This is a genomic window from Burkholderia sp. HI2500 (assembly GCF_002223055.1).
In the GTDB taxonomy this organism is placed as follows: Bacteria; Pseudomonadota; Gammaproteobacteria; order Burkholderiales; family Burkholderiaceae; genus Burkholderia.
This window is the reverse complement of record NZ_NKFL01000006.1, coordinates 3,138,627-3,162,599: the sequence shown is the minus strand read 5'-3', so window position 1 is coordinate 3,162,599 and position 23,973 is coordinate 3,138,627. Positions and strand designations below refer to the sequence as shown.

The 23,973-nt window shown below is 66.8% G+C and carries 20 protein-coding genes and 1 pseudogene; 14 read left to right on the top strand and 7 right to left on the bottom strand.

Going from position 1 to position 23,973, the window contains the following annotated elements; all coding sequences use genetic code 11:
- Nucleotides 1-11 precede the first annotated feature (11 nt).
- Together ceoA and CFB45_RS32035 are read right to left on the bottom strand one after the other, a co-directional pair.
- A complete protein-coding gene (gene ceoA, locus CFB45_RS32040; RefSeq protein ID WP_089428985.1) occupies nucleotides 12-1,229 on the bottom strand; it encodes a multidrug efflux RND transporter periplasmic adaptor subunit CeoA in 1,218 nt (405 codons plus the stop codon).
- Between the two features lie 32 nt (nucleotides 1,230-1,261).
- A complete protein-coding gene (locus tag CFB45_RS32035; RefSeq protein ID WP_089428984.1) occupies nucleotides 1,262-2,122 on the bottom strand; it encodes an alpha/beta hydrolase in 861 nt (286 codons plus the stop codon).
- Between the two features lie 174 nt (nucleotides 2,123-2,296).
- Here CFB45_RS32035 and ceoR point away from each other — a divergent pair, with 174 nt between their 5' ends.
- Both ceoR and CFB45_RS32025 read left to right on the top strand, forming a co-directional pair.
- Complete coding sequence (ceoR, locus tag CFB45_RS32030) at nucleotides 2,297-3,301, top strand: putative multidrug efflux transcriptional regulator CeoR (RefSeq protein ID WP_039367883.1); 1,005 nt, start codon at nucleotides 2,297-2,299, stop codon at nucleotides 3,299-3,301.
- A gap of 407 nt (nucleotides 3,302-3,708) precedes the next feature.
- On the top strand, nucleotides 3,709-4,002 hold the full coding sequence (locus CFB45_RS32025; RefSeq protein ID WP_077021359.1) for a DUF4148 domain-containing protein: 294 nt from the start codon (nucleotides 3,709-3,711) through the stop codon (nucleotides 4,000-4,002).
- 219 nt (nucleotides 4,003-4,221) lie between these two features.
- Here CFB45_RS32025 and CFB45_RS32020 read toward each other — a convergent pair whose 3' ends face one another.
- The 3 genes from CFB45_RS32020 to selD form a co-directional block, all read right to left on the bottom strand.
- The gene (locus tag CFB45_RS32020) at nucleotides 4,222-5,301 is read right to left on the bottom strand and encodes a purine-nucleoside phosphorylase (RefSeq protein ID WP_011353903.1); all 1,080 of its coding nucleotides are present in this window, start codon (nucleotides 5,299-5,301) and stop codon (nucleotides 4,222-4,224) included.
- Between the two features lie 245 nt (nucleotides 5,302-5,546).
- The gene (locus CFB45_RS32015; protein WP_089428983.1) at nucleotides 5,547-6,137 is read right to left on the bottom strand and encodes a LysE family translocator; all 591 of its coding nucleotides are present in this window, start codon (nucleotides 6,135-6,137) and stop codon (nucleotides 5,547-5,549) included.
- Nucleotides 6,138-6,210: 73 nt separating this feature from the next.
- On the bottom strand, nucleotides 6,211-7,275 hold the full coding sequence (gene selD, locus CFB45_RS32010) for a selenide, water dikinase SelD (protein ID WP_089429226.1): 1,065 nt from the start codon (nucleotides 7,273-7,275) through the stop codon (nucleotides 6,211-6,213).
- Between the two features lie 115 nt (nucleotides 7,276-7,390).
- Here selD and CFB45_RS32005 point away from each other — a divergent pair, with 115 nt between their 5' ends.
- Nucleotides 7,391-8,227: a DMT family transporter gene (locus CFB45_RS32005; RefSeq protein WP_089428982.1), complete on the top strand. Its 837-nt coding sequence runs from the start codon at nucleotides 7,391-7,393 to the stop codon at nucleotides 8,225-8,227.
- A gap of 35 nt (nucleotides 8,228-8,262) precedes the next feature.
- On the opposite strand, the pseudogene CFB45_RS32000 reads toward CFB45_RS32005, so the two are convergent.
- Nucleotides 8,263-9,365: pseudogene (locus tag CFB45_RS32000) on the bottom strand (porin).
- 349 nt (nucleotides 9,366-9,714) lie between these two features.
- On the opposite strand from CFB45_RS32000, the gene CFB45_RS31995 reads away from it, so the two are divergent.
- The 3 genes from CFB45_RS31995 to CFB45_RS31985 are packed head-to-tail and all read left to right on the top strand — an operon-like array spanning nucleotide 9,715 to nucleotide 12,923.
- Nucleotides 9,715-10,614 (top strand): N-formylglutamate amidohydrolase, encoded by a 900-nt coding sequence (locus tag CFB45_RS31995; RefSeq protein ID WP_089428981.1) that lies wholly within the window; start codon nucleotides 9,715-9,717, stop codon nucleotides 10,612-10,614.
- Nucleotides 10,611-11,384 carry an IclR family transcriptional regulator gene (locus tag CFB45_RS31990; protein ID WP_089428980.1) on the top strand — a complete coding sequence of 258 codons (774 nt, stop codon included), beginning with the start codon at nucleotides 10,611-10,613 and terminating at the stop codon, nucleotides 11,382-11,384. Before CFB45_RS31995 ends, CFB45_RS31990 begins: the two co-directional genes overlap by 4 nt.
- 30 nt (nucleotides 11,385-11,414) lie before the next feature.
- Nucleotides 11,415-12,923, top strand: a complete 1,509-nt coding sequence (locus CFB45_RS31985; protein WP_089428979.1) for an SLC13 family permease — start codon at nucleotides 11,415-11,417, stop codon at nucleotides 12,921-12,923.
- A 118-nt stretch (nucleotides 12,924-13,041) separates the two neighbouring features.
- On the opposite strand, the gene pdxR is transcribed toward CFB45_RS31985, so the two are convergent.
- Complete coding sequence (gene pdxR, locus CFB45_RS31980) at nucleotides 13,042-14,553, bottom strand: MocR-like pyridoxine biosynthesis transcription factor PdxR (protein ID WP_089428978.1); 1,512 nt, start codon at nucleotides 14,551-14,553, stop codon at nucleotides 13,042-13,044.
- A 125-nt stretch (nucleotides 14,554-14,678) separates the two neighbouring features.
- Between pdxR and CFB45_RS31975 the strand changes: the two genes are divergently transcribed.
- The 8 genes from CFB45_RS31975 to CFB45_RS31940 all read left to right on the top strand — a co-directional run bounded on the left by CFB45_RS31975 (nucleotide 14,679) and on the right by CFB45_RS31940 (nucleotide 23,939).
- The gene (locus CFB45_RS31975) at nucleotides 14,679-15,962 is read left to right on the top strand and encodes a 4-aminobutyrate--2-oxoglutarate transaminase (protein WP_089429225.1); all 1,284 of its coding nucleotides are present in this window, start codon (nucleotides 14,679-14,681) and stop codon (nucleotides 15,960-15,962) included.
- Nucleotides 15,963-16,054: 92 nt separating this feature from the next.
- Complete coding sequence (gene gabD / locus CFB45_RS31970) at nucleotides 16,055-17,524, top strand: NADP-dependent succinate-semialdehyde dehydrogenase (RefSeq protein WP_021156413.1); 1,470 nt, start codon at nucleotides 16,055-16,057, stop codon at nucleotides 17,522-17,524.
- 450 nt (nucleotides 17,525-17,974) lie between these two features.
- A complete protein-coding gene (locus CFB45_RS31965) occupies nucleotides 17,975-19,102 on the top strand; it encodes a phosphoribosyltransferase domain-containing protein (RefSeq protein ID WP_089429224.1) in 1,128 nt (375 codons plus the stop codon).
- Nucleotides 19,092-19,850 carry a trehalose phosphatase gene (locus CFB45_RS31960; RefSeq protein ID WP_089428977.1) on the top strand — a complete coding sequence of 253 codons (759 nt, stop codon included), beginning with the start codon at nucleotides 19,092-19,094 and terminating at the stop codon, nucleotides 19,848-19,850. The genes CFB45_RS31965 and CFB45_RS31960 overlap by 11 nt, the downstream gene beginning before the upstream one ends.
- A complete protein-coding gene (locus tag CFB45_RS31955) occupies nucleotides 19,843-20,937 on the top strand; it encodes a cysteine protease StiP domain-containing protein (protein WP_089428976.1) in 1,095 nt (364 codons plus the stop codon). The genes CFB45_RS31960 and CFB45_RS31955 overlap by 8 nt, the downstream gene beginning before the upstream one ends.
- Nucleotides 20,934-21,884: an HpcH/HpaI aldolase/citrate lyase family protein gene (locus CFB45_RS31950; RefSeq protein ID WP_254600227.1), complete on the top strand. Its 951-nt coding sequence runs from the start codon at nucleotides 20,934-20,936 to the stop codon at nucleotides 21,882-21,884. The genes CFB45_RS31955 and CFB45_RS31950 overlap by 4 nt, the downstream gene beginning before the upstream one ends.
- A gap of 256 nt (nucleotides 21,885-22,140) precedes the next feature.
- Entirely contained in the window at nucleotides 22,141-22,734 is a 594-nt protein-coding gene (locus CFB45_RS31945; protein WP_089428975.1) for a TerD family protein, read from the top strand.
- Nucleotides 22,731-23,939 (top strand): TerD family protein, encoded by a 1,209-nt coding sequence (locus CFB45_RS31940; RefSeq protein ID WP_089428974.1) that lies wholly within the window; start codon nucleotides 22,731-22,733, stop codon nucleotides 23,937-23,939. Before CFB45_RS31945 ends, CFB45_RS31940 begins: the two co-directional genes overlap by 4 nt.
- The last annotated feature ends 34 nt before the right edge of the window (nucleotides 23,940-23,973 follow it).

Below are 23,973 nucleotides of genomic sequence, written 5' to 3'. Positions count from 1 at the left end.
CGGCGGGCCGCTTACGAATCCGCCTTCGCCGGGGCGGCCGGCTTCGCGTTGCCCGCCAAAGGCGCGGACGGCGCGTCACCGCCCGTCATCGGGACCATGTGCGGCTTCACCTGCTCGCCGGGGCGCACGCGCTGCGTGCCGTTCACGACCACGCGATCGCCGGCGGAGAGCCCGCTCACGATCACGCGCCGGTTGCCGTGCTGCATCCCCTGCTGCACTTCGCGGTACGACACGCGGCCTTGCTGGTCGACGACGAACACGAACTTCTTGTCCTGGTCGGTGTTGATCGCCGCGTCGTCGACGAGCAGTGCCTCGTGCGGCGCGCTGCCGCCCACCTTCACGCGTGCATACAGGCCCGGGACGAGCGCACCGTCGGCGTTGTCGAAGCGCGCGCGCACGCGGATCGTGCCGGACGACGTGTCGAGCCGGTTGTCGACCGAGTCGATCTCGCCGCTGCGCGAGTAGCCGGTTTCGTTCGCGAGGCCGAGATCGACCGGCACCTTGCGGCCGCTGCGCGCGCCGTTGATGTATTGCAGGTAGGTCTGCTCGTCCGCGTCGAACGACGCGTAGATCGGCGACACCGACACCAGCGTCGTCAGCGGCGCGGCCGCTGCGCCGGCCGACACGACGTTGCCGAGCGTGATTTCCGCACGCGACACGCGGCCCGACACCGGCGCCGTGATCCGCGTATAGCCGAGGTTGATCCGCGCCGTTTCCAGCGCGGCTTCGGCGGCCTTCAGGTTCGCCGTCGCCTCGCGGGCCGCATTCTGCTTCTCGTCGTAGTCGCGCTTGGCGATCGCGTTGTCGCCGATCAGCCGCTGCGCGCGCTGCCAGTCGGTCTGCGCGTAGCCGTTGCGCGCCTGTGCGGCCGCGAGCTGCGCGGCTGCGCGATCGGTCTCGGCCTGGTACGGGCGCGGGTCGATCACGAACAGCACGTCGCCTTTCTTCACGAGCGCGCCGTCCTTGAAGTTCACCGCGACGATCGTGCCCGACACCTGCGGGCGCACGTCGACTTTCTCGACCGCTTCGAGGCGGCCCGAATAACTCTGCCAGTCGGTCACGGTCTGCGGCACGACGGTCGCGACGTCGACTTCGGGCAGCGGTGCTGCCGCTTTCTCCGGTGCGTTTGCGTTCACGCGCATCGCGCCGAACGTTCCGAGGCCGACGACGGCGAGCGTCACGATCGCCGCTGTCGCGATTCGGGAACGGGAGGTGCGTAGGATGGCCATGTGGATCTCCAGTAAACGTGGATTGGTTTTGGTTATTCGGAACGGTTCGGCTGGCGCGCCTGGAAGCGGCACTGGAAGAAGCGCACGGCTTCCTCGAAGGCGGCTTCGTGCGTCGCGAGCGCGGCGTGCGTGATGTCCGGATAGCGGATCACCTGCGTGAGCACGCCCGACGAGATCAGGCAGCCCGCATATTTCTCCGCCTCGACGTGCAGCACATCGTTCTGCGCGGTGACGACGAGCGTCGGCGGCAGCCCCGCGAGGCGCACCGATTCGAGTGGCGCCGCGTACGGGTGCATGCGTTGCGCGGCCTGCGGCAGATACGCGCGATAACAGGCAGCGCATTCGCGCGGGGTGATGTCGGAGGAAAGACGATCGGCGTCGCCGATGCGCGTCATGCTGGGGTCGAGCATCGGCCCGAACAGCGCCTGCGCGACGATCTGCACCTCGCCGCGATCGCGCGCGATGAACGCGAGGCAGTTCGCGAGCTGGCCGCCCGCGTCGTGGCCCGCGACACCGATCTTCTTCGGGTTGCCGCCGAACGCGCGGGCGCGCGTCGCGGCCCACACGGCGGCGCGATACGCATCCTCCGGCGCGGCCGGAAAAGGAAAGGCCGGCGCGAGCGAATAATCGACCGACACTACGAGCGCTGGTAAGCGTTCTGCTAAAAAACGCGCGGCGAAATCGGCGTCTTCGAGCGAACCGCGCACGAAGCCGCCGCCGTGGAAATAAAGCACTACTGGCAACCCGGTCTTGTCCGGGCGGCGGTAGAGTCGCAGCACGATGTCCTGCGCGTAGCCGGGAATTTCGACTTCGGCGACCGTCAGCGCCGCGCCTGCCGTGGCTTGCACGGGCAACGCGGCCTTCAGGAATTTGCTGAATTCAGAAGCGTCCATGACGATGCAGCATCCATTTCGAGATGGAACGAATTCTGGGTCCGGCAGACATTGGGATAAATGCCTATAATCCGGCAACACAATTCAACGCCCCCGAACAATCCGAGGCTGCGTTTACCCACGAGGTAGCGCAGCCTTCTTGTTCCGGAGGCTCATTAGATTGCGGAGGTTGTGATGGACCGGCTTCAGGCCATGCAGGTGTTTACTCGCGTCGTCGATACAAGCAGCTTCACCAAGGCAGCAGAAACGCTCAGCTTGCCGCGAGCGTCCGTCACGACGATCATCCAGAATCTCGAAGCATTCCTCGGTGTGCGGCTGATGCACCGGACCACGCGCCGGCTGTCGCTCACGCCGGACGGCGCCGCGTACTACGAACGATGCGTGCGGATCCTCGCGGACGTCGAGGAAACCGAGGCGAGCTTCCAGGCGAACAACCGGAAGCCGCACGGAAAGTTGCGTATCGACATGCCGGGTTCGATCGGGCGGCTGCTCGTGATTCCGTCGCTGTGCGAATTCCATACGCGCTATCCGGACATCGACCTGCAGCTCGGCCTGTCCGACCGGCCGGTCGACCTGCTGCAGGAAGGGGTCGATTGCGTGATCCGCGTCGGTGCGCTGCAGGACTCGTCGCTCGTCGCACGCCGGGTCGGCCTGTTCGAATGCGTGACGGTCGCGTCGCCCGACTATCTCGAGCGCCACGGCGAGCCGCAGACGATCGACGACCTGAACCAGCACAAGGCCGTCAACTACTTCTCGAGCCGCACCGGCCGCACGATCGACTGGACGTTCCTGACCGACGGCAAGGAAGTCGAGATGAAGATGGAAGGCATCGTGTCGGTCAACGACGCGGATGCGTACGTGACCTGCGGGATCGAAGGCTTCGGGCTGATCCAGCCGCCGCTCTTCATGGTGCTGCCGCATCTGCGCGAAGGCCGGCTCAAGGAAGTGCTGCCGGGCGTCAAGCCGCTGCCGATGCCGATCTCGGTCGTGTATCCGCACAGCCGCCATCTGTCGCCGAAGGTGCGCGTGTTCGTCGACTGGATCGCCGAGGTGTTCGACCGCTGCCCGCTGCTGAGCGGCAAGGGCAGCCTCGACGCGACGTGCAGCAAGCGCACGTTCGAGGAAGCCGAACGCGCACCGGCGCTCGACACGCCGGTCATCAACGAGTGGGTTGCGTAAGCGCCTGAACTGAGCAACTGAACCGCACACGCGGGCTGCCAGGCCCGCGTGTCGCCCCGCCTCCGCGCCCCATTTCCCGCCCGGCGCAGCCGATCCTTCCCGAATCCGCAGCAAACCTTTGTGCCAGGCGACGCAATCGTCCGCCTGCGTCGCCGCGCGCCGTCGTCGCGCCCGTGCGAGGCCCGCTGCAAGCGGGTTCGAGCGATTTCCGCATAACCCTGCCGGGTGTACGGATGGCGATTGTTCCACTGACACGACAATTCAATTCGCATCTGCCGCATTTATCGCGACGGAACAGATACCTAGAGTAAACCCTGTCGCGCACCTCGTTGCGCATCGAACAGATCCCGCTTGATGGGACCGGAGTAAGCGCTCAGCGCCAGCTCCGACATTCCAGGAGTCTCGCCATGAACCGCCGCCATCTTCTCTCCGCCCTCGCCCTCACGCTCGCCGTGTCCGCCCCGGCCTTCGCCGATTCCGGCACCCCGCATGCCGGCGACTACGGCAACACGTCGTGGTACTCGCAACACAACGGCCCGCGTACCCGCGCCGAAGTGAACGCGGAAGTCGAGCAGGCACGCAAGGACGGCACGCTCGCGTACCTGCGCAAGGCCAACTCGTATCCGCAAGGGCTCGAACTGGCGCAAGGCCCGTATCGCTCGATGCCGGAAAGCAACCAGCTCGCCGGCGGGGGCCGGTAAACGCGCAACGCCGCGCAACGGGTTGCCCCGCGCGCGGCGTTTCGAACCCGCCATCGACGACTCGCCGAGTCAGTCAGCTAGATAGTTAGTTGCAGGAGAACATGATGAACGATCAACTCCCTTCGCCGCTCGATCACTGGGACGACACCACGCCGGTATGGACGCCGTTCCGTTCGGCCCCGCACGCGCACTGATCGCGGCTGAGTCGTCGTCCGGCACTTACCGGCGCGGCACCCCGTCACGCCATTCGCCCCAGTGCGTCACGATGTCCTGCACGAGCGGATTGCCCGCGCGGTACAGGTTTTCGGTCGCCGGGGCGAAGCCGCCCTGGTCCGCGTAGTTCAGCAGGTTGTCGGCACTCGTCTGCCCCGCATACGGCCGGTCGAAATCGGACCCGGTGCGCAGCACCGCGACGCGCGACAGGTCGACCCGCTTCACGCTCGCCGCGCGCTTGAGCGCCTCATACGTCGCGTTGTCTTCCTGCGCGGTCATGCAGTACGTGCCCTTGCCGTCGGTCAGGATCTTCGTCCACTGGCGCGCGCGCTCGCCGATCAGCGTGCCCGAGAACCACGTGTTGCCCGATGACGTGTCGCACTGGATCACCGTCGGCGGCCGGTTCGCCGGCGCGTAGTTGAACTTCGCGCGTGCGGCCTGCGCCTGCGCGCTGTCGGCGAGCACGACGTTGCGCGACAGCGCGACCGCGGCGTCGGTCAGCTGCGGGTTGAGCTGGAACACCTCGGTGCGATAGTCGAGCGGCGGCTTGTCGTTCGGGCTCTTCGTGTTGATGCCGAGGAAGCCCGTATTCCAGCCGGCCGGAATCTCGCGTGCATCGAGCTCCCACTGCAGGCTGAAATCGACCAGGTATTTCGACCACGCGGCCGAACCGACCGTGCCTTGCGCGGGGTCGACGCCCGCGATGCCGGAAATCAGGAAGTACGTGCGGCGCAGGTCGAAGCGCTGCGAGAACGTGAGCGCCATGATCGTCGCCGACGCGTTCGCATAGCCCATGCCGGTCGTGACCACGCACACGTCCTGCTTGTTGCAATGCACGTTCGGATAGTCGGGCGACAGACCGGGCACGGCGATGTCGCGCCACGGGCCGATCCGGTCGAGCCAGGCCTGGCCCTCCGGACCGAACATCGTGATGATCATGACCTTGACCGGGCGGCCCTGCGCACCGGTCTCGGCGAATGCATTGTTGCCCGCGTTGTTGCCCTGGTTGTCCTGCGCGATCGACGGCGCGGTCGCACAGGCTGCGAGCGAGAATGCAGCGGCGGAAAGAATGGAGCGAGTCAGCATCGGCGTTCCTTGTTTCGATGATGTTGGGTGAGAACGGCTCTCGTAGACTGCGCGTCGGAGTATAGAACGCGCGTGCCCGATGCGGAACCCGACTACGAAACGGCGACGGTGCGTCGGTGCGGGTCGGGTACGCGCGGGAATGACGAAGGAAATGGTCTCCGCGCGTCGACACACCATCAGGATTACTATCCGGTTGCTCGACACCGGCACGTCAATCGCACGTGCACGCGTGTCACCCGGCACCGCTACAGCCGCGCCAGCCCCGCCACCCCGTAACCCAGCACGACAAGCGCGGCGACCACATGGCTCGCCGCGAGCAACGCCGGCGACTTCACGATCCGCCCGATCACGCTGCCGCCGAATGCGAACACGAGCTGCCCCGCGAGGCTGCCGGCAAACACGCACGCGGCACCCAGCAGCCAGTGCCGATGCGCACCGGCGGCAGCCGTTGCATAACCGTAGAACAACAGGATCGTGAGCGGGTTCGCCAGCGTGACGAAGAACATCGATGAAAACGGGCGGCTGCCCGGCGGCCGTGCATCACCGTCGAGCGTGCGGCGGCGATCCCGCAGCGCCTGCCACAGCATCCGCGCGCCCATCGCGAGCAGCACGAGCGCGCCGACCAGGCGAAACAGCGACAGATGGGCGGCGAGCGTGCTCGCGAGCATCGCACCGAGCGTGAATGCGACGACCGCATAGCAGCCGTCGGCCATCGCGACACCCACCGCCGCGCGCACGCCGCTTGCGGTGCCGGCGCGCATCCCGTAGTTCGCGATCATCAGCGCAACGGGCCCGACCGACAGCGCGATCATCAGCCCGAACAGGAAGTCGTTCATCGGTCGTCGATGCCTTCGATGGAAGGCATCGATTCTAGCGACCGCAAAAAAAATCCTGTGTGGCGCGTGAGCGTCACGCGACGTCGACGCGTGCGGGCCCGTCCACCATCTCGCCGATCACGCCCGCGCGGTCGAAGCCGTCGGCACGGAAGCACGCGAGCACGTCGTCGACGGCCTCCGGTGCGCACGCGACCAGCAAGCCGCCCGACGTCTGCGGATCGGTCAGCAGCGCCTGCGCGACGGGCGGCAGCGTGGCGGCCAGCCGCACGTCCGTGCCGTATGCGGCCCAGTTGCGGCCTGACGCGCCGGTGAACACGCCATCGGCGACGAACGCCTCGACGCCCGCGAGCCACGGCAGCGACGCATAGTGCACGCGCGCGGTGAGGTGCGCGCCGCGCGCCAGCTCGAGCGTATGGCCGAGCAGCCCGAAGCCCGTCACGTCGGTCAGCGCATGCACGCCCGGCAGCGCGGCGAGCTCGGCGCCCGGCCGGTTCAGCTTGGTGGTCGTCGCGACCATCTGCGCATAGCCATCGGCATCGAGCTGGTTCTTCTTCAGCGCGGCGGACAGCACACCGACGCCGAGCGGCTTGCCGAGCACGAGCACGTCGCCCGCGCGCGCGGCCGCATTGCGCTTCACGCGCGACGGATGCACGACGCCGATTGCCGCAAGCCCGTAGATCGGCTCGACCGAATCGATCGAATGGCCGCCCGCGACCGGGATGCCGGCGTCCGCGCACACCGATTCGCCGCCGCGCAGCACGGCCGCGATCGTTTCGTGCGGCAGCACGTTGATCGGCATGCCGACCAGCGCGAGCGCGAGGATCGGCTTGCCGCCCATCGCATAGACGTCGGACAGCGCGTTGGTCGCGGCGATGCGGCCGAAGTCGAACGGATCGTCGACGATCGGCATGAAGAAGTCGGTGGTCGCGACGATCGCCTGCTCGTCGTTGAGGCGGTAGACGGCTGCGTCGTCGGAGGTCTCGGTGCCGACCAGCAGATCCGGGAACAGCGCGGGCGGCGTCGCGCGCTTCAGCAGCTCGGACAGCACGCCCGGCGCGATCTTGCAGCCGCAGCCGCCGCCATGTGACAGGCTCGTGAGGCGCGGAACGGCAGGCTGGGCTTGGGTGGCTTCGGTCATGGTCGGCATCCGGTGAATAACAACACGCCATTATCGACAATTCCTTGCGAGTGCGCCCGATACCCACATAATGATCGCGCCGCCTCCGCTCCCGCCCCTGTCCGCCCCTTCGTCCATGGACCACCTCTTCATCGGCCTCGTGCTGTGCTCCGCGTTGCTGCACGCGATCTGGAATGCCTTCCTCCACGTCAGTGAAGACCGGCTCGTCCAGCTCGGCACGATGTCGCTGCCGTATTTCGTGTTCGGCGCGGCCGGCGCCGCGCTGCTGCCCGCGCCGGCGCCCGCCGCGTGGCCGTATATCGCCGGGTCGGCCGTGCTCGAGGTCGCGTACTGCTTCACGCTGGCGCGCGCGTATCGCAGCGGCGAATTCGGGCAGATCTACCCGATCGCACGCGGGATTTCTCCGCTGCTCGTGTCGGTACTCGCGCTCGCGATCCTGCATGAGCGGCCGACGCCGCTCGGCTTCGCGGGCATCGCGCTCGTGTCGTTCGGCATCATGTCGCTCGCACTGCGGCGCGGCTTCCGGTTCTCCGGCGAAGGCGTGCCGTTCGCGCTGCTCACGGGCGTGTTCATCGCCGCGTATTCGATCTGCGACGGCATCGGCTCGCGCGTATCCGGCAGCGCGCTCGGCTACATCGCGTGGGTGTACGTGCTGTGGAGCGTGCCGCAATTCGTGCTGGTGTGCGCGGTGCGTGGCGGCCCGCGCGCGGTGCTCGGCTCGCGCACCGCGCTCACGCAGGGCGCGATCGCCGGCACGATCTCGCTCGCCGCGTACGGGATCGTGATCCTCGCGTACCGGTACTTGCCGGTCGGCACGGTGTCGGCGCTGCGCGAAACGAGCTCGATCTTCGCGGTCGCGATCGGCTGGCTCGTGATGCGCGAGCGGCCCGGCGCGCAGCGGCTCGCCGCGTGTGCGCTGGTGGTGGCGGGCGCGGCGCTGATCCGGCTGTAAGCAGAACGAGCGCGCGCCCGCGGCCTGGCGCCGCGTCAGAACTTGTGGCGGATGCCCGTCACCGCGACGATCTGCGTGCGCGTGCTCGACGGATTCGAGATGCCTTCGATCGCGGCCACCGTGTTCGACGACGCACGCTGGTAGAACGCGTTCACGTAGATATCGGTGCGCTTCGACAGGAAATACTGCGCACCGACGCTCGTCTGCAGGTAGTGCGAACTCGGCTTCGGCCCTTGCGACGCGAACACCTGCGTATAGGTTTCGCCGAGCGCGAACTGCAGCGCGGGCGTCATCAGGTAGCGCACGCTGCCCTCGTAGTTGTTGAAGCGCATCGCGCCGCCCGTCTGCAGGTTGAACAGCGAACTCGTGTACAGCAGCCCGAACGTCGCGGCGCCCCACGCATACGCGCCGCCCGCGCCCCAGATCTGCTGGCGCGTCACGCCCTTGATGAACGTGTAGTAGTTGTCGGATGCCGCCGCGCCGGTGGTGTCGAGCGCCGGATGATCGACGCGCACGTAGGCCGCACCGAGTTGCAGCGGCCCGTTCTCGTAGCTCGTGCCGATGCTCCACACGCGGTTTTGCGCGAACGACGTCGAATTCGAGAAGCCGTACAGGCCGACCGCGCGCAAGCCGTACCAGGCGGGCGTCTGGTACTGCACCGAATTGTTGGTGCGGAACGTGTTGTTCAGGTCGTCGGTGTCGAACGGGTGCAGCGCGTACTGCGTGAGCGCGGTGGTCGCGCCGATCTGCAGCGGCTCCAGCACTTCCTGCGCCGCGTTGTACTGGCGACCCATCGTCAGCGTGCCCCAGCGGTCGTTTTCCAGCCCGACGTACGCGCGGCGCCCGAACAGCCGGCCGCCCTGGCTCGCGGCGCCGCTCTCGATGTTGAAGCCGTTCTCGAGCCGGAACACCGCGCGCGTGCCGCCGCCGAGATCCTCCTTGCCGAGCAGCCCGAAGCGCGTGCCTGCTCGTTGCCGCCGGTCGCCTGCCACGCGGCATGCCCGTTCTGGTTGTTCGTGTACGTGATCCCCGAATCGACCACGCCGTACAACGTCACGCTCGACTGCGCATGCGCGTGCATCGCACCCGCCGCCGTTGCGAGTCCCGCCAGCGCGACCGCAATTCCTTTCCGCTTCATCTCCGACCCCTTTTATCGATTGAATATGGGGAGCGATTTATTTCGCTCGATACGTGTTTTATTGAATAAAACATCGTCTTATTCATTGTCGAATTCGGCGATTTGAAGCGTCAAGCGATGCCAAAAATCGTACATGGGAGTGAAATACCCCTGAATCTCCAGGCGTTTCAAGGAATGAAACGCACCCAATAATTACGGGCATTACAGCCCGATCTCGACACGCAATCCCGATATCGCAAAAAGCCCTTGACCGCGATTTTCAGTCGTTGTGAAATATTGATACGCTGTTTTAATGATTAAAACAAACGCACGAGACGCTTCGAGAAACTAGGTAAAGAACCTGATCCCCATGCTGACGTTTAATTGCAACAACGCGACCGCCGGCGCATCGCCTGCGTATTTCGTCGCGACGCCGACGGTGCCGGCCCTGCCGATCGTCGTCGACTCGCCGCACAGCGGCATCGCGTATCCGCCGGACTTCGCCACCGTCGCGCCCGATGACGCGATCCGCACGACGTGGGACGCGTACGTCGACGAACTGTGGGCCGGCACGCCCGCGCGCGGCGGCACGCTGCTCGGCGCGACGTTTCCGCGCGCATACATCGATCCGAACCGCGCGGAAACGGACATCGACGCAACGCTGCTCGCCGAGCCGTGGCCCGAGCCGCTTGCGCCGCAGCCGTACACGCAGCGCGGGATGGGGCTGATCCGTCGCGACGCGCTGCCCGGCGTGCCGCTATACGACCGCAAGCTGTCGCTCGAAGCAGTACGCCACCGGATCGACGCGTACTACCTGCCGTACCGCCGCGCGCTCGCCGGCATCGCCGAGCCGCTGCACGCCGCGCACGGCGCGCTGTGGCATATCGACTGCCATTCGATGAAGTCCCGCGGCAACGCGATGAACGTCGACGCGGGCGCATGGCGGCCGGACGTCGTCGTCAGCGACCGGCGCGGCACGACCGCGGACCCGGCCTTCACCGCGTGGACCGCGCAGTGGTTCGCCGACGCCGGTTATCGCGTGCAGATCAACGACCCGTACCAGGGCGGCGACCTGCTGACCGCGCTCGCCGATCCCGCGCGGCAGCGCCACAGCATCCAGATCGAATTCAACCGCGCGCTGTACATGGACGAGGCCGCGTTCGCGAAACACGTGGGCTTCGCCACGCTGAAGCGCTCGGTCGATGCGTATCTCGATGCACTCGCCGATTACGTCCGCGTGCGCATCGCGCCGCAGGGAGACCCCGCATGACGACCTATATCGTCGACGCCGTCGACAGCGCGCTGAAGCTGCTGACCTACGTGGCCGAGCATCCGAACCTCGGCGTGACCGAGCTCGCATCGCAGCTCGGCATCAACAAGTCCCGCACGTACCGGATGCTGTGCACGCTCGAACTGCACCGCTTCGTCGTGCAGGACCCGCGCACGTCCACCTATGCGCTCGGCCCGCAGGCGTTCGTGATCGGCGTAGCGGCGTCGCAGCAGAACGCGCTCGTGCGCGCCGCGCACCGGCACATGCTCGCGCTCAACCAGGCGATCAACGAGACCATCGTGCTGCGCGTGCGCGAAGGGCTCGAATCGGTGTGCGTCGCGCGCTGCGAAACGACGCACGCGGTACGCACCGTCGGCGCGGTCGGCAACCGCCGGCCGATCAATTTCGGCGCATCGGGCAAGGTGCTGCTCGCATTCGCGCCCGATCCGGTGCGCGACGACTTTCTCGCGCAACTGCGCCGAAACGGGCACGCCGACGATCCGGCGAAGCTCGCCGGCGAACTCGACGCGGTCGCGCGCAAGGGCTACGCGGTGAGCAGCGGCGAGGTGACGCCCGGCGCGGTCGGGATCGCGGTGCCGGTGCGCGACCTGACGGGGGCGACAGTCGCGTCGGTCAGCGTGACGGGGCCCGAGGTGCGCGTGAGCCACGCCGACATTCCCGACTATCTCGAACGACTGCAGGCGTGCAGCCTCGCGATTTCCGCCGAACTCGGCTACGTCCCGGCGCGTGCCGCGCTGCAACCGGCCTGACGGCCCGCTTCCTTCTCCGACGAGGATCCGATGTCCGCCTCTTCCCCGAACCCTGCCGGCGCACGCGCCGCCGACGCCACCACGCTCGCCGCTCCGGCCGATGCATCGACCGGCGACGCATCGGCCCACGCCGGCCGCGCGCCGCATCCGCACGGCAAGATGCTGCATCCGGTCGTGATGATGCTGTGGGTGCTGGCCGTCGCGATCGCACTCACGTGGTTCGTCGATTCCGGCCGCTTCGAGCGCAACGGCCGGCTCGTCGTGCCGGGCACCTATCACGTGGTGCCGAAGACCACCGCGCTCACGACGCTCGTTGCACCGGCAGTCAGCCACAGCACGCCCACGCATGCGATGCCCGCGAGCGTCGTCTCGGCATTCGTCGCGATACCGGAAGGATTGCTGAAGAATGCGCCGCTGATCGTGATGGTGATGTTCGTCGGCGGGATGTTCGGCGTGATGCGCCGCACCGGCGTGGTCGACGCGGGCATCGACCGTCTGCTGCAGCTCACCGGCAACAATGCGTACCTGCTGACACCGATGCTGATGATCCTGATCGGGCTCGGCAGCACGCTGCTCGGCTTCATCTCCGAGTACCTCGTGATCATTCCGATGGTGGTCGTGATCGCGCGGCGCCTGGGGCTCTCCGACCTGTTCGCGGTCGCCCTGGTCGCGCTCGCCGCGAAGATCGGCTATATCGCGTCGGTGACGAACCCGCTCGCGCTGGCCGTCGCGCAGCCGCTCGTCGGCGTGCCGCTGTTCAGCGGCGTCGCGCTGCGCGCGGCCGTGTTCGTCGTCTTCCTGACGATCGGCATCCTGTACCTGCTGCGCTACGTGCGCAGCACCGGCTATCGCGCCGGGCAGACCGCCGCCGGCCACGCCGCGCACGCAACCGCGAAGCTGTCGCTGCGCCACAAGGCGACGCTGGCCGTGTTCGCCGCGGCGGTCGCGATGCTGATCTACGGCACGCGCGAACTGAAGTGGGGCAACGTCGAGCTGGCGGCGTTCTATACGTTCGTGAGCATCGTGACGGCCGTGATCGGCGGGCTCGATTCGCGCAGCGCGGCGGACGCGTTCGTCGACGGGATGAAGAACATGATCCTCGCGGCGCTGTTGATGGGGCTCGCCGCGTCCGTCGAACTGCTGCTGCAGAACAGCCTCGTGCTCGACACGCTGATCCACTTCTTCACGCGGCTCGCGGACGGGCAGTCGCCGGTGTGGGTCGCGAACGGGCTGATGGGCGTGCAGATGGTGCTCGACGTGTTCATTCCGTCGGTGTCGGGCAAGGCCGCGGTCAGCATGCCGATCATCGGGCCGATCGCGCAGCTGTCGGGCGTGAGCGGCCAGACGTCGGTGCTCGCGTTCGTGCTCGGCGGCGGGCTGACGAACCTCGTCACGCCGACGTCCGGGATGCTGCTCGCGTATCTGGCCACCGCACGCGTCGATTTCGGCGCGTGGATCCGCTTCGTGCTGCCGCTGTTCCTCACGCTGCTCGCGCTATCGTGCGTCGTGCTGACGTTCGCGGTGTGGATCGGATACTGAGCTTCACCGCAGGGTCGGCAGAACGCGCGTGCGCTTCGCGGTGCGCAGCGCACGCCGCCGTCCGGTATCGATGGCCGCAGCGGGCATCGCAACGCGATGCCGCCACCGAATACGCCGCTCAAGCCACCTCGACCACCCGACCAAACGCCCGCTCGTCGATCGCCTCGGCAAGCGTCGCGAACGCGGTCGCGATCTCGTCCTCCGGCACGCACGCATAACCGAGCAGCAACCCCGATGCCGCACGGTCGCGGTCCGCGTAATACCCCGACAACGGCCGCACGACGATATTGCGTTCGAGGGCGGCCTGCGCGACCGCGCGATCGTCGACGCCTTCCGGCAACTGCGTGACCAGATGCAGCCCCGCATCGCTGCCGAGCGCGTGCAGCGTGTCGCCGTAGCGCTGCGCGACCGCGTCGAGCAGCACCTCGCGGCGCTGCCCATATAACGTGCGCATCTTGCGGATATGCGACACGAAGTGCCCTTCCGCGATGAACTCGGCCAGCACCGCCTGCTGCAGCAACTGCCCTTCGCGATACAGCTCGGCGCTGGCGGTCGCGAAACTTTCCGCGAGCGGCTCCGGCGCAACCAGATAACCGACCCGCAGCCCCGGGAACAGCGTCTTGCCGAAGCTGCCGACATAGATCACCTGCCCGGCCGTATCGAGACCCTGCAGCGACGCGAGCGGCCGGCTGCCGTAGCGGAATTCGCTGTCGTAGTCGTCCTCGATGATCCAGCAGCCGTGCTGGCGCGCGTATTCGAGCAGCATCCGCCGCCGCGCGAGGCTCATCACCATCCCGAGCGGATACTGGTGCGACGGCGTGACCAGCATCAGCTTCGGCGGTTCGGCGAGATCGGCGGCCGACGGCGCGATGCCTTCGTCGTCGACCGGAATCGGCCGCGTTGTCAGCCCCGACACGTTCAGCACGCTGCGCACGCCCCAGTAGCACGGATCCTCGGTCCAGATTGCATCGCCCGGGTCGGTCAGCAGCCGCACCGCGAGGTCGATCGACTGGTGGATGCCGGTCGTGATCACGATCTGCTCCGGCGTGCAGCGCACCGAGCGCGACGTGCGCAGGTAGTCGGCCAGCGCCTCGCGCAGCAGCGCGAGCCCGCCGCCCGGCGCGTAGGTCAGCAGGTCGGGGCGCAGGCGCCGCCAGTACTTGTTGTGCAGCCGCGTCCACACCCGCGCCGGAAATCGCGACACATCGGGCACGCCCGGCATGAACGCGCCGCCCTGCCGTTTCGACACGCCGGCGCCTTCCACGAGCCGCGTGCCGCGCGCGGACAGCCGCCGCGCGGACGGCTGCACGAGCGCCGCGTGGGTGGTAGCCGCGTCGGTCGGCGCACCGACGATCTCGTCCGGCGCGCTGTCGGCGACGAACGTGCCGCGGCCGGTCGCCGAGTTCACGTAGCCTTCGAGCGCAAGCTGCTCGTAAACCTGCGTGACCGTGTTGCGCGCGATCCCGAGCTCGGCAGCCAGGAGCCGCGACGACGGCACACGCGTGCCGGCCGGCAGTTCGCGCGACAGGATCGCCTGTTGCAGCAGCCGGTGAAGCTGCCGGTAGATCGGCTGTTCGCCGCCGCGCACGAGGCGCTGCGCCAGCCAGTCCGACAACACGCTCGCGCGCATGATTGGCTCCTGAATATTTATTGAAATGGCTCTGATTGCCAGAGCCAAATGTGATTATAGTCGCCTCCATGGGCAGTCGAAGCGCCCGATTTCTACTCACCGGAAAGAACATCAAGGAGATGACCGTGAAGAATGCCGACCTGCAGGCCCGCAAGAACGCCGCCACCCCGCGCGGCGTCGGCGTGATGTGCGATTTCTACGCAGCCCGCGCCGAGAACGCGGAACTGTGGGATGTCGAAGGCCGCCGCTTCATCGATTTCGCCGCCGGCATCGCCGTGCTGAACACCGGCCACCGCCACCCGAAGATCGTCAAGGCGATCGCGGATCAGCTGAACAACTTCACGCACACCGCTTACCAGATCGTCCCGTACGCGTCGTACGTCGAGCTGGCTGAAAAGATCAACGACCGCGCGCCGGGCGATTTCCCGAAGAAGACCGCGTTCTTCACGACCGGCGCGGAAGCCGTCGAGAACGCGATCAAGATCGCGCGTGCAGCGACCGGCCGCCCGGGCGTCATCGCGTTCTCGGGCGGCTTCCACGGCCGCACGATGATGGGCATGGCGCTGACCGGCAAGGTCGCCCCGTACAAGCTGAACTTCGGCCCGTTCCCGGGCGACGTGTTCCACGCCCCGTACCCGAACGCCGTGCACGGCGTGACGACCGCCGACTCGATCAAGGCGATCGAGATGCTGTTCAAGGCCGACATCGATCCGAAGCGCGTCGCCGCGATCATCTTCGAACCGGTCCAGGGCGAAGGCGGCTTCAACCCGGCGCCGGCCGAGTTCGTGCGCGCGCTGCGCAAGATCTGTAACGAACACGGCATCCTGCTGATCGCCGACGAAGTCCAGACCGGCTTCGCGCGTACCGGCAAGCTGTTCGCGATGCAGCACTACGACGTGCTGGCCGACCTGATCACGATGGCGAAGAGCCTCGCGGGCGGCATGCCGCTGTCGGGCGTCGTCGGCCGTGCGGACGTGATGGACGCGGCAGCGCCCGGCGGCCTCGGCGGCACGTACGCGGGCAACCCGCTGGCCGTCGCCTCGGCACACGCGGTGCTCGAGATCATCGACGAAGAGAAGCTGTGCGAGCGCGCGACGCAACTCGGCGACGTGCTGAAGGCGAAGCTGAACGCACTGCAGGCCGACGTGCCGCAGATCGCCGACGTGCGCGGCCCGGGCGCGATGATCGCGGTCGAGTTCCTGAAGCCGGGCTCGGGCGAGCCGGATGCGGAATTCACGAAGCGCGTGCAGGCGCGTGCGCTCGAGCGCGGCCTGCTGCTGCTCGTGTGCGGCGTGTACTCGAACGTCGTGCGCTTCCTGTTCCCGCTGACGATCCCGCAAGCCGTGTTCGACGAAGCGCTCGTGATCCTCGAGGAAGTGCTGAAGGAAACGGTCGGCGTGCCGGCCTGAGTATCCGTCGATTTCATCCATTGAATGCGCCGCCGCCGTCTTCATGACGGCGGCGGCCGTTTCATCCGTCCTTTTCGAAGCAGGTGATTCATATGAGCACGGTTCAGGAAACCCTGGCACTGAAAGACCCGTCGCTGTTCCGCCAGCAGGCGTACGTCAACGGCGAATGGCAAGGCGCGACGAACGGCGAGACGTTCGAAGTCCGCAACCCGGCGACGGGCGGCCTGCTCGGCACGGTGCCGGCGATGGGCACGGCCGAAACGCGTCACGCGATCGAAGCCGCGAACGCCGCCTGGCCGGCGTGGCGCAAGAAGACCGCGAAGGAACGCGCGGTCGTCCTGCGCAAGTGGCACGACCTGATGATGGAAAACGCCGACGATCTCGCGCTGATCCTGACCACCGAGCAGGGCAAGTCGCTGGCCGAAGCGAAGGGCGAGATCGGCTATGCCGCATCGTTCCTCGAGTGGTTCGCGGAAGAAGGCAAGCGCGTGTACGGCGACACGATCCCGACGCCGGCGAGCGACAAGCGCATCGTCGTGACGAAGGAAGCGATCGGCGTGTGCGCGGCGATCACGCCGTGGAACTTCCCGGCGGCGATGATCACGCGCAAGGTCGGCCCGGCGCTTGCCGCAGGCTGCCCGATCGTCGTGAAGCCGGCCGAGGCGACGCCGTTCTCCGCGCTCGCGATGGCCGTGCTGGCCGAGCGCGCGGGCGTGCCGGCGGGCGTGTTCAGCGTCGTCACGGGCGATCCGAAAGCGATCGGCGGCGAGCTGACGTCGAACCCGATCGTGCGCAAGCTGTCGTTCACCGGCTCGACGCCGGTCGGCCGCCTGCTGATGTCGCAATGCGCGGCGACGGTCAAGAAGGTGTCGCTGGAGCTCGGCGGCAACGCGCCGTTCATCGTGTTCGACGACGCCGACCTCGATGCAGCCGTGCAGGGCGCGATCGCATCGAAGTACCGCAACAGCGGCCAGACCTGCGTGTGCACGAACCGTTTCTACGTGCATGAAGCCGTGTACGACCAGTTCGCGCAGAAGCTCGCGGCAGCCGTCGGCCAGCTGAAGGTGGGCCGCGGCACGGAGCCGGGCGTCACGCAAGGTCCGCTGATCAACGAAGCCGCCGTGCTGAAGGTCGAGGCGCACATCGAGGACGCGCTCGCGAAGGGTGCGACCGTCGTGACGGGCGGCAAGCGCCACGCGCTCGGCCACGGCTTCTTCGAGCCGACCGTGCTGACGGGTGTCACGCCGGCGATGAAGGTCGCGAAGGAAGAGACGTTCGGGCCGCTCGCGCCGCTGTTCAAGTTCGGCAGCGACGACGAAGTGATCCGCCTCGCGAACGACACCGAGTTCGGCCTGGCCGCGTACTTCTACAGCCGCGACATCGGCCGCGTGTGGAAGGTGGCGGAAGCGCTCGAATACGGGATGGTCGGCGTGAACACGGGCCTGATCTCGAACGAAGTCGCGCCGTTCGGTGGCGTGAAGCAGTCGGGCCTCGGCCGCGAAGGCTCGCACTACGGCATCGACGACTACGTCGTGATCAAGTACCTCTGCCTCGCCGTCTGACGGTTCAGGGCCTGCCGCTTCGGCGACAGGCCCTGACCGCCCGGCCGGAACCGGGCGGTCCGACGCGGGCCGGCGTCCCTCTCTCTCCGTCGTGCCCGCGTCATCTCTTCCCCTCCTCTCCCCTTCCCCCTCCCCCTCCTCACCGCTTTCACCGGACTGCGATCACAGCATCGGCTTTGATCGAACGGCTGACCGTCGTCATCAGGCCACGCCACGCCCGCAACGCCCGTCTTCTCGAACAAAACCGAAAAACAAAAGCCCTCGCGACATCGGCACACGCCTCCACCCACCAACCTTTCAAATTTGATACGATTCAATTTCATTTTGAAAGGTTTCGGGATGCCGGACCGACGGTGCCGGCGCCCGGCGCGAACGCGGTTCGACCGACTGCGCACGAGGCGCAAGCGGTCGTCGTGGGCCTTCGAGCCACGCTCAACGAGGATGCTGTTCATGGAAAGCCACGTAGGACCAACGTGCCTGCGCGCCCAACTCAAGCGGGGGCTGCTCGAGATCAGAGTCGACACCGCCGCGCTGCCTCCCGCGAACCTGTTCGGTTTCGCGGAGCGCCGGAATCCCAAGCGAGCCTTCCTCTTCGTATCCAAGGTCCTGGGCCGTCACATCCCGGTACGCCCGTCGATCGTGGCGGCCAGCTTCGAGCGCCTGGCGGCCGGCATTCCGGCGGACCTGCCTGGGCCGGTACTGGTGATCGGCATGGCCGAAACCGCGGTGGGCCTCGGTGCCGGGGTGCACCGCGCCTATCGTGCGGGCCGCGCTGACAGCGTGTACCTCACCAGTACCCGGCATCCGCTGGGTACCCGCGTCTTTGCTCGATTCGAGGAAGAACACAGCCATGCGAGCGCTCATCTGATCCACTTGCCGGTCGATCCCGAGATTCGTGACCTGATGCTGAAGGCTCGATCGCTGATCCTGGTGGACGACGAAGCCTCCACCGGCAAGACCTTCCTGAACCTGCACCGCGCACTGGTCGCAGCAGGCCTGAGCAACGTCGAGCGAGTGGTCACCTGCGTCCTGACGGACTGGACTGCCGGTGCCGCGCGTCACGCGATCGGGGAACCGGTCACCGCGGTATCGCTGCTGACCGGCGCCTACCAGTTCCACGAGGATCAGTCCGCGCCCCTCCCGGACATGCCGAACGTCGGCACCGTTTCCATGGGCGAATGGCCGCTCTCGCCCCGCAACGACTGGGGACGTCTGGGCGTCCGGGAGGTGGACGACACGCTTGCGCCGGACGTTCAGGTCCAGCCCGGCGAGAAAGTCATTGTCGTCGGTACCGGCGAGTTCGTCTGGCGTCCTTTTCTGCTGGCGGAACGCCTGGAGCGATCTGGCGCGGATGTCCACTTCAGCTCGACCACGCGGTCCCCCATCGCCCTGGGCCACGCGATCGAGCACGCGCTGTCGTTCCCCGACAACTACGGCCTCGGTATGCCGAACTTCCTCTACAACGTGAAGCCCGGCCAGTTCGACCGGGTCCTGATCTGCACGGAAACGCCCGCTCAGGCACTCCCCGTGGAACTCGTCGATGCACTGAACGCAGAGGTGATTGTCGATGAGCGGTAACCGCCCCCTGGCATTCGTCGACCTCGACGACACCCTGTTCCAGACCGCCCGCAAGATGGCGGAAGGCGTCCCGCGCACGGCGGCCACGCTGGACGTGCACGGTCAGCCAAACGGCTTCATGGACCCGGTCCAGCACGCGTTCATCACGTGGCTGCTCGCCACCGCCGACGTCGTTCCGGTCACCGCGCGCAGCGTGGAGGCATACGGCCGCGTCATGCTTCCCTTCACCGAAGGCGCAATCTGCTCGCACGGCGGCGTCATGCTCCGCCCCGACGGGTTACGCGATCGAAGCTGGCACGGGCGAATGGTCGAGGTTCTCCAGGGCGTTCAGGAGCGACTGCCGGCACTGTGCGAGGCCACGCTGGCGATCGGCGAGGAACTCGGCTACTCACTCCGCGGCTGGGTCGTGGAAGAAGAAGGCTTGCGCCACTACGTGGTGATCAAGCACAACGCGTCCGACGACGCGGTGCTCGCCGAGGTGCTGGCCGGAGTGCGGTCCCGGCGCATGGTGGACGGCATGCACGTTCATGCCAACGGCAACAACCTCGCCTTCCTGCCAACGGGGCTGGCCAAGCGCGCGGCGGTTCAGGAATGGTTGCGCCGCGACCGTGAGATCCACGGCGAGCGACCGGTCCTGGGCTTCGGCGACAGCATCACCGATCTCGGGTACATGGATCTCTGCCACATGTGGGCGACACCGGCGCGCAGCCAGCTTGCGAATTGGGTGACGGGGACGATCCATGGGTAATCGCCTCGCGAGCCTGAACACCGTCGGCAGCGGCAGCTATGCCCCCGACGATGTGCACGTCCTGCTGCAACACGTGCGGATGAGCGTCACCGACGTCGAGGAGAAGGAACGTCTGATCCAGACGAATCAAAAACACTACTCGGAAATGATCGGCCTCGAGCAGGCGCCCAGCGACGTGCACCAGCGCCTTTACGCCCGCGCGCTGGTGCAGAACGGCGCCCGCATGGCTTCGGAGGTGCAGTCCCTGGCGCTGGCGCTGAATGCCGCTTGCACCGGGCCGGGCATCGCGTTGGTCTCGTTTGTGCGCGCGGGCCTGCCGCTTGGCGTGCTGCTGCGCCGGGCACTCGTGGAGATGGGGCGCGACGCCCGCCACTACGGGATCAGCATCATTCGCGATCGCGGGATCGACACGGTTGCGCTGGAAGCCATCATCCGGCTGCATGGCGCCGAAAACATCGTCTTCGTCGACGGCTGGACCGGCAAAGGTGCCATTTCCGGCGAGCTCGCACGGACCCTCGCGGACGACACGCGCTTCCCTGAAGGTCCGCGCCTCGTGGTTCTGGCGGATCCTTGCGGCCGCGCGTGGCTGGCTGCCTCCGCGCAAGACTGGACCATTCCGTCCGGCATTCTCGGTGCAACCGTTTCCGGGCTGGTGTCCCGCTCCATCTGGCCGGCTCAAGGCGGCCTGCATGGTTGCGTGGTCTACGAACACCTGCGCGAACACGATGTCACGCGCGCGTTCATCGACAGGATCGACGCCGAACGTCGGGCGCTGGCAGGCGCCCGGCCTGCCGCTCCATGGACCAACGATCAGCGACGGACGCTCCAGGCGTCCGCGGACGACGTGGTGTCCGCGCTGGCAACCCGCTTCGACATCGGCAACCTGAACCGCGTGAAACCGGGTATCGCCGAGGCAACCCGAGCGGTCCTGCGCCGTGTGCCGGATCGCGTGCTGGTACGTGACCGCGATGACAGCGATGTTCAGTTGCTGCTGCATCTCACCGAACGCGCGGGCGTGACCGTGGAGGAAGCTGGCGCCGATCTGGGGCCGTACTGCGCGGTCACCATCATTCGGAGCGCGAATTGATTAAAACCCTCTCTCCGTTCGCCCTCGGCGCGACGCTGTACATGCCGGCCACCCGCAGCGACATTCTGGATGTGGTTTCCGGCACCCGATTCCCTGAGCTGCGCTCGCTGGTGGTCTGTCTGGAAGACGCGGTGGCGGCAATCGACGTCGACAGCGCGCTGGTGAACCTGCGGGCCCTCCTCATGAATATCGACGCCCGGGGCGGGCGCGTCGAATCCGGTCCCTTGCTGTTCGTTCGGCCACGTGATGCCGCGATGGCGGCGGTGCTGAACGACTGGCCGCTGATGAAGCACGTCGACGGGTTCGTCGTACCCAAGTTGACCCTGCGGTCCCTTTCGTCGTGGGAGAACGCGGTCAGTCATCCTGACCTGTACCTCATGCCGACACTGGAGACGGCCGACGTTTACGACCCGGGCGCAATGGTGGAGCTTGGCTCGGCCCTGAAGGCGAACCTGAACCGACGCATCATCGCGCTGCGCATCGGCGGCAACGACCTGATGGGTTGTCTTGGTCTGCGGCGCAATCCGGCCACCACGCTCTACCGCACGCCTCTCAGCTACGTGATTCCCATGCTTGCCGGAATCATGGGGGCGCAGGGATTTGCCCTGACCGCGCCCGTCTTCGAGCAACTCGCCACGCCCCATCTCCTGAACGAGGAACTGGAACTGGACATCGCTCATGGCCTGGTCGGGAAGACGGCCATTCATCCGAGCCAGATCCGCATCATCCAGGAGGCGCTGCGCGTGAGCCTCGAAGACTTCAACTGCGCCACGCTGATCGTCAACGATGCGGCCCCTGCCGTTTTCAAGCACAACGACGCGATGTGCGAGCCGGCAACCCACTACAAGTGGGCGGTCAACATCCTCGAACGCGCCAAGTGGCACGGCGTGAAGCCCACCGCCCCGAGCAATGGCGAGCATGGCGTTCGACTGGCGGAGGCCGGCTGATGCGCGTGGAAATGCATGAGGCTGCCCCCAAAGGCGCACGGCCTGCTGTCCGCCGACGCGATGTCGGCCGAGCAGCAGCGGCGACTTGCATCCGGACCGTGAGTGAGCGGCTGCCGCACAAGACGAGTCATGGCGACGCTTTCCCCGTGTGGCGGCAATCCCGCTCGCGGTTTGGCCAAGCCGGGACTCGGCAACGTGACTCCGTCCGATCCCTCGCACGAACACTGAACATTGAAGATCAACAAGGAGCGTAAAGATGGCACTCACCCTGAGCAAGAATCAGAGCATCTCGCTGGAAAAAACCGCGGGCCGTGGCTTGACCTCGATTAGTCTGGGCCTGGGTTGGGACCCGGTAAAGCCCAGCGGCTTCTTCTCCAAGATGCTGGGCGGCGGCAGCAACGACATCGACCTCGATGCGTCCTGCATCCTGCTGGACGGCGACATGAAATCCGTCGACCTGGTCTGGTTCCGACAACTGGCATCCAGGGACGGCGCCATCGAGCACTCCGGCGACAACCTGACGGGTGAAGGCGATGGCGACGATGAAACCATCCACGTCGACCTGCTGCGCCTGCCGGGCACCATCCAGCACCTGGTGTTCACCGTGAACAGCTTCCGCGGACAGACGTTCGACCAAGTCGAAAACGCCTACTGCCGCATCCTCGACGACGCCCAAGACAAGGAGCTGGCGCGCTTCAACCTCGCAGAGAAGGGCCGCCACACTGGTGTTGTCATGGCCAGCCTCAGCCGTGGCGGCGGCGGCTGGGAATTCAAGGCGATCGGCCAGTCCACCCACGGCCGCACCGCGGACGATCTCGTCAATCTGGCGATTCAGGCGGTGCGAGCATGACGACACTGGTACCTGGCGGCAATGCACCGGTGGCCACCGGTCAATTGCGCGTGGACATCAACTACGCGCCGATTCCAGGCGCGGAGATCGATATCTCCGCATTCGCGCTCACCGCTGCGGCGAAAGTCCGGGGCGATGGCGACATGTGCTTCTACGGCCAAACCAGCGTCCTGGGCGGCGCGGTTCAGCTGACCGCCACGACGGCCGGCCGGGCAACGTTCACCGTGGATCTCGCCCGGATCGACCCTGCCGTCGAGAAAGTCGCGCTCACCGCGACCATCCATGAGAACAAGGCGACCTTCGATCGCGTTTCGATGCTGGCGCTGGCCGTGACGGGCGGGATCGAGGCGCAGATCCCGACTGCCGGGATGAATGAGACTGCACTGATCCTCGGGGAGTTTTACCGCCGTCAGGACGCATGGAAGTTCCGCTGTGTCGCACAAGGCTTTGCCGGCGGCCTGGAGCCGCTGGCCAGGCACTTCGGCGTCGACGTTGCCGCGCCTTCCGGTAGCCCGACACAGAGCCCTCCCGCGCCGGCTCCGGCGCCCGTACCAGCGCCCGCGCTCGCACCGGCCCCGCCTGGCGCACCGACGTCCACGATCCGGCTCAGCAAAGTCACGCTCGACAAATCACGCCCCAGCATCAGTCTGGAGAAGTCCGCTGCCGGCTTCGGTGAAATCAAGGTGAACCTCAACTGGAACCAGGGTACGAGTGGCCTGCTCGGCGGCTTCCTGGGAAAACGCGGCGCCATCGATCTGGACCTGGGTTGCCTGTTCGAAATGCAGGACGGATTCAAAGGGGCCGTGCAGGCGCTCGGCAAGCGTTTCGGCGATCTGCGGGAGGCACCCTACATCCAGCTGATGGGAGATGACCGCACCGGCTCGGTTGCCGATGGCGAGTGGCTTCGCATCAATGGGCAACAGTGGAACAAGATCGAACGCATCCTGATTTTCGCGTTCATCTACGACGGCGCGCCGAACTGGAAGGCAACGGATGGTGTCGTCACCATTTTCGTGCCCGGCCAGTCCGACATCGAAGTTCGCATGAACGAGGAGGGCGGCCGCCACGGCATGTGCGCGATTGCCCTGCTTGAAAACGTGAACGGGGCCGTCAAGGTCTCTCGTCGAGTCGACTTCCATCCCGGACACGAGGAAATGGATCGTGCCTACGGCTGGGGAATGCGCTGGAAAGCAGGCTCCAAGTAACCATTGACCGGCGGGGCCGTCCGGCCCCGCTCAC

What these genes read in the sequence shown, in the direction of transcription:
- CFB45_RS32025 (WP_077021359.1), top strand. Translation starts at nt 3,709, where the DNA reads ATGAACCGCCGCCATCTTCTCTCCGCCCTCGCCCTCACGCTCGCCGTG.
- gabD (WP_021156413.1), top strand. Translation starts at nt 16,055, where the DNA reads ATGAGCACGGTTCAGGAAACCCTGGCACTGAAAGACCCGTCGCTGTTC.
- CFB45_RS32015 (WP_089428983.1), bottom strand. Translation starts at nt 6,137, where the DNA reads ATGAACGACTTCCTGTTCGGGCTGATGATCGCGCTGTCGGTCGGGCCC.
- ceoA (WP_089428985.1), bottom strand. Translation starts at nt 1,229, where the DNA reads ATGGCCATCCTACGCACCTCCCGTTCCCGAATCGCGACAGCGGCGATC.
- CFB45_RS31945 (WP_089428975.1), top strand. Translation starts at nt 22,141, where the DNA reads ATGGCACTCACCCTGAGCAAGAATCAGAGCATCTCGCTGGAAAAAACC.
- CFB45_RS31965 (WP_089429224.1), top strand. Translation starts at nt 17,975, where the DNA reads ATGGAAAGCCACGTAGGACCAACGTGCCTGCGCGCCCAACTCAAGCGG.
- CFB45_RS31995 (WP_089428981.1), top strand. Translation starts at nt 9,715, where the DNA reads ATGCTGACGTTTAATTGCAACAACGCGACCGCCGGCGCATCGCCTGCG.
- CFB45_RS32005 (WP_089428982.1), top strand. Translation starts at nt 7,391, where the DNA reads ATGGACCACCTCTTCATCGGCCTCGTGCTGTGCTCCGCGTTGCTGCAC.
- CFB45_RS31940 (WP_089428974.1), top strand. Translation starts at nt 22,731, where the DNA reads ATGACGACACTGGTACCTGGCGGCAATGCACCGGTGGCCACCGGTCAA.
- selD (WP_089429226.1), bottom strand. Translation starts at nt 7,275, where the DNA reads ATGACCGAAGCCACCCAAGCCCAGCCTGCCGTTCCGCGCCTCACGAGC.
- CFB45_RS32020 (WP_011353903.1), bottom strand. Translation starts at nt 5,301, where the DNA reads ATGCTGACTCGCTCCATTCTTTCCGCCGCTGCATTCTCGCTCGCAGCC.
- CFB45_RS31985 (WP_089428979.1), top strand. Translation starts at nt 11,415, where the DNA reads ATGTCCGCCTCTTCCCCGAACCCTGCCGGCGCACGCGCCGCCGACGCC.
- ceoR (WP_039367883.1), top strand. Translation starts at nt 2,297, where the DNA reads ATGGACCGGCTTCAGGCCATGCAGGTGTTTACTCGCGTCGTCGATACA.
- CFB45_RS32035 (WP_089428984.1), bottom strand. Translation starts at nt 2,122, where the DNA reads ATGGACGCTTCTGAATTCAGCAAATTCCTGAAGGCCGCGTTGCCCGTG.
- CFB45_RS31960 (WP_089428977.1), top strand. Translation starts at nt 19,092, where the DNA reads ATGAGCGGTAACCGCCCCCTGGCATTCGTCGACCTCGACGACACCCTG.
- CFB45_RS31955 (WP_089428976.1), top strand. Translation starts at nt 19,843, where the DNA reads ATGGGTAATCGCCTCGCGAGCCTGAACACCGTCGGCAGCGGCAGCTAT.
- CFB45_RS31990 (WP_089428980.1), top strand. Translation starts at nt 10,611, where the DNA reads ATGACGACCTATATCGTCGACGCCGTCGACAGCGCGCTGAAGCTGCTG.
- pdxR (WP_089428978.1), bottom strand. Translation starts at nt 14,553, where the DNA reads ATGCGCGCGAGCGTGTTGTCGGACTGGCTGGCGCAGCGCCTCGTGCGC.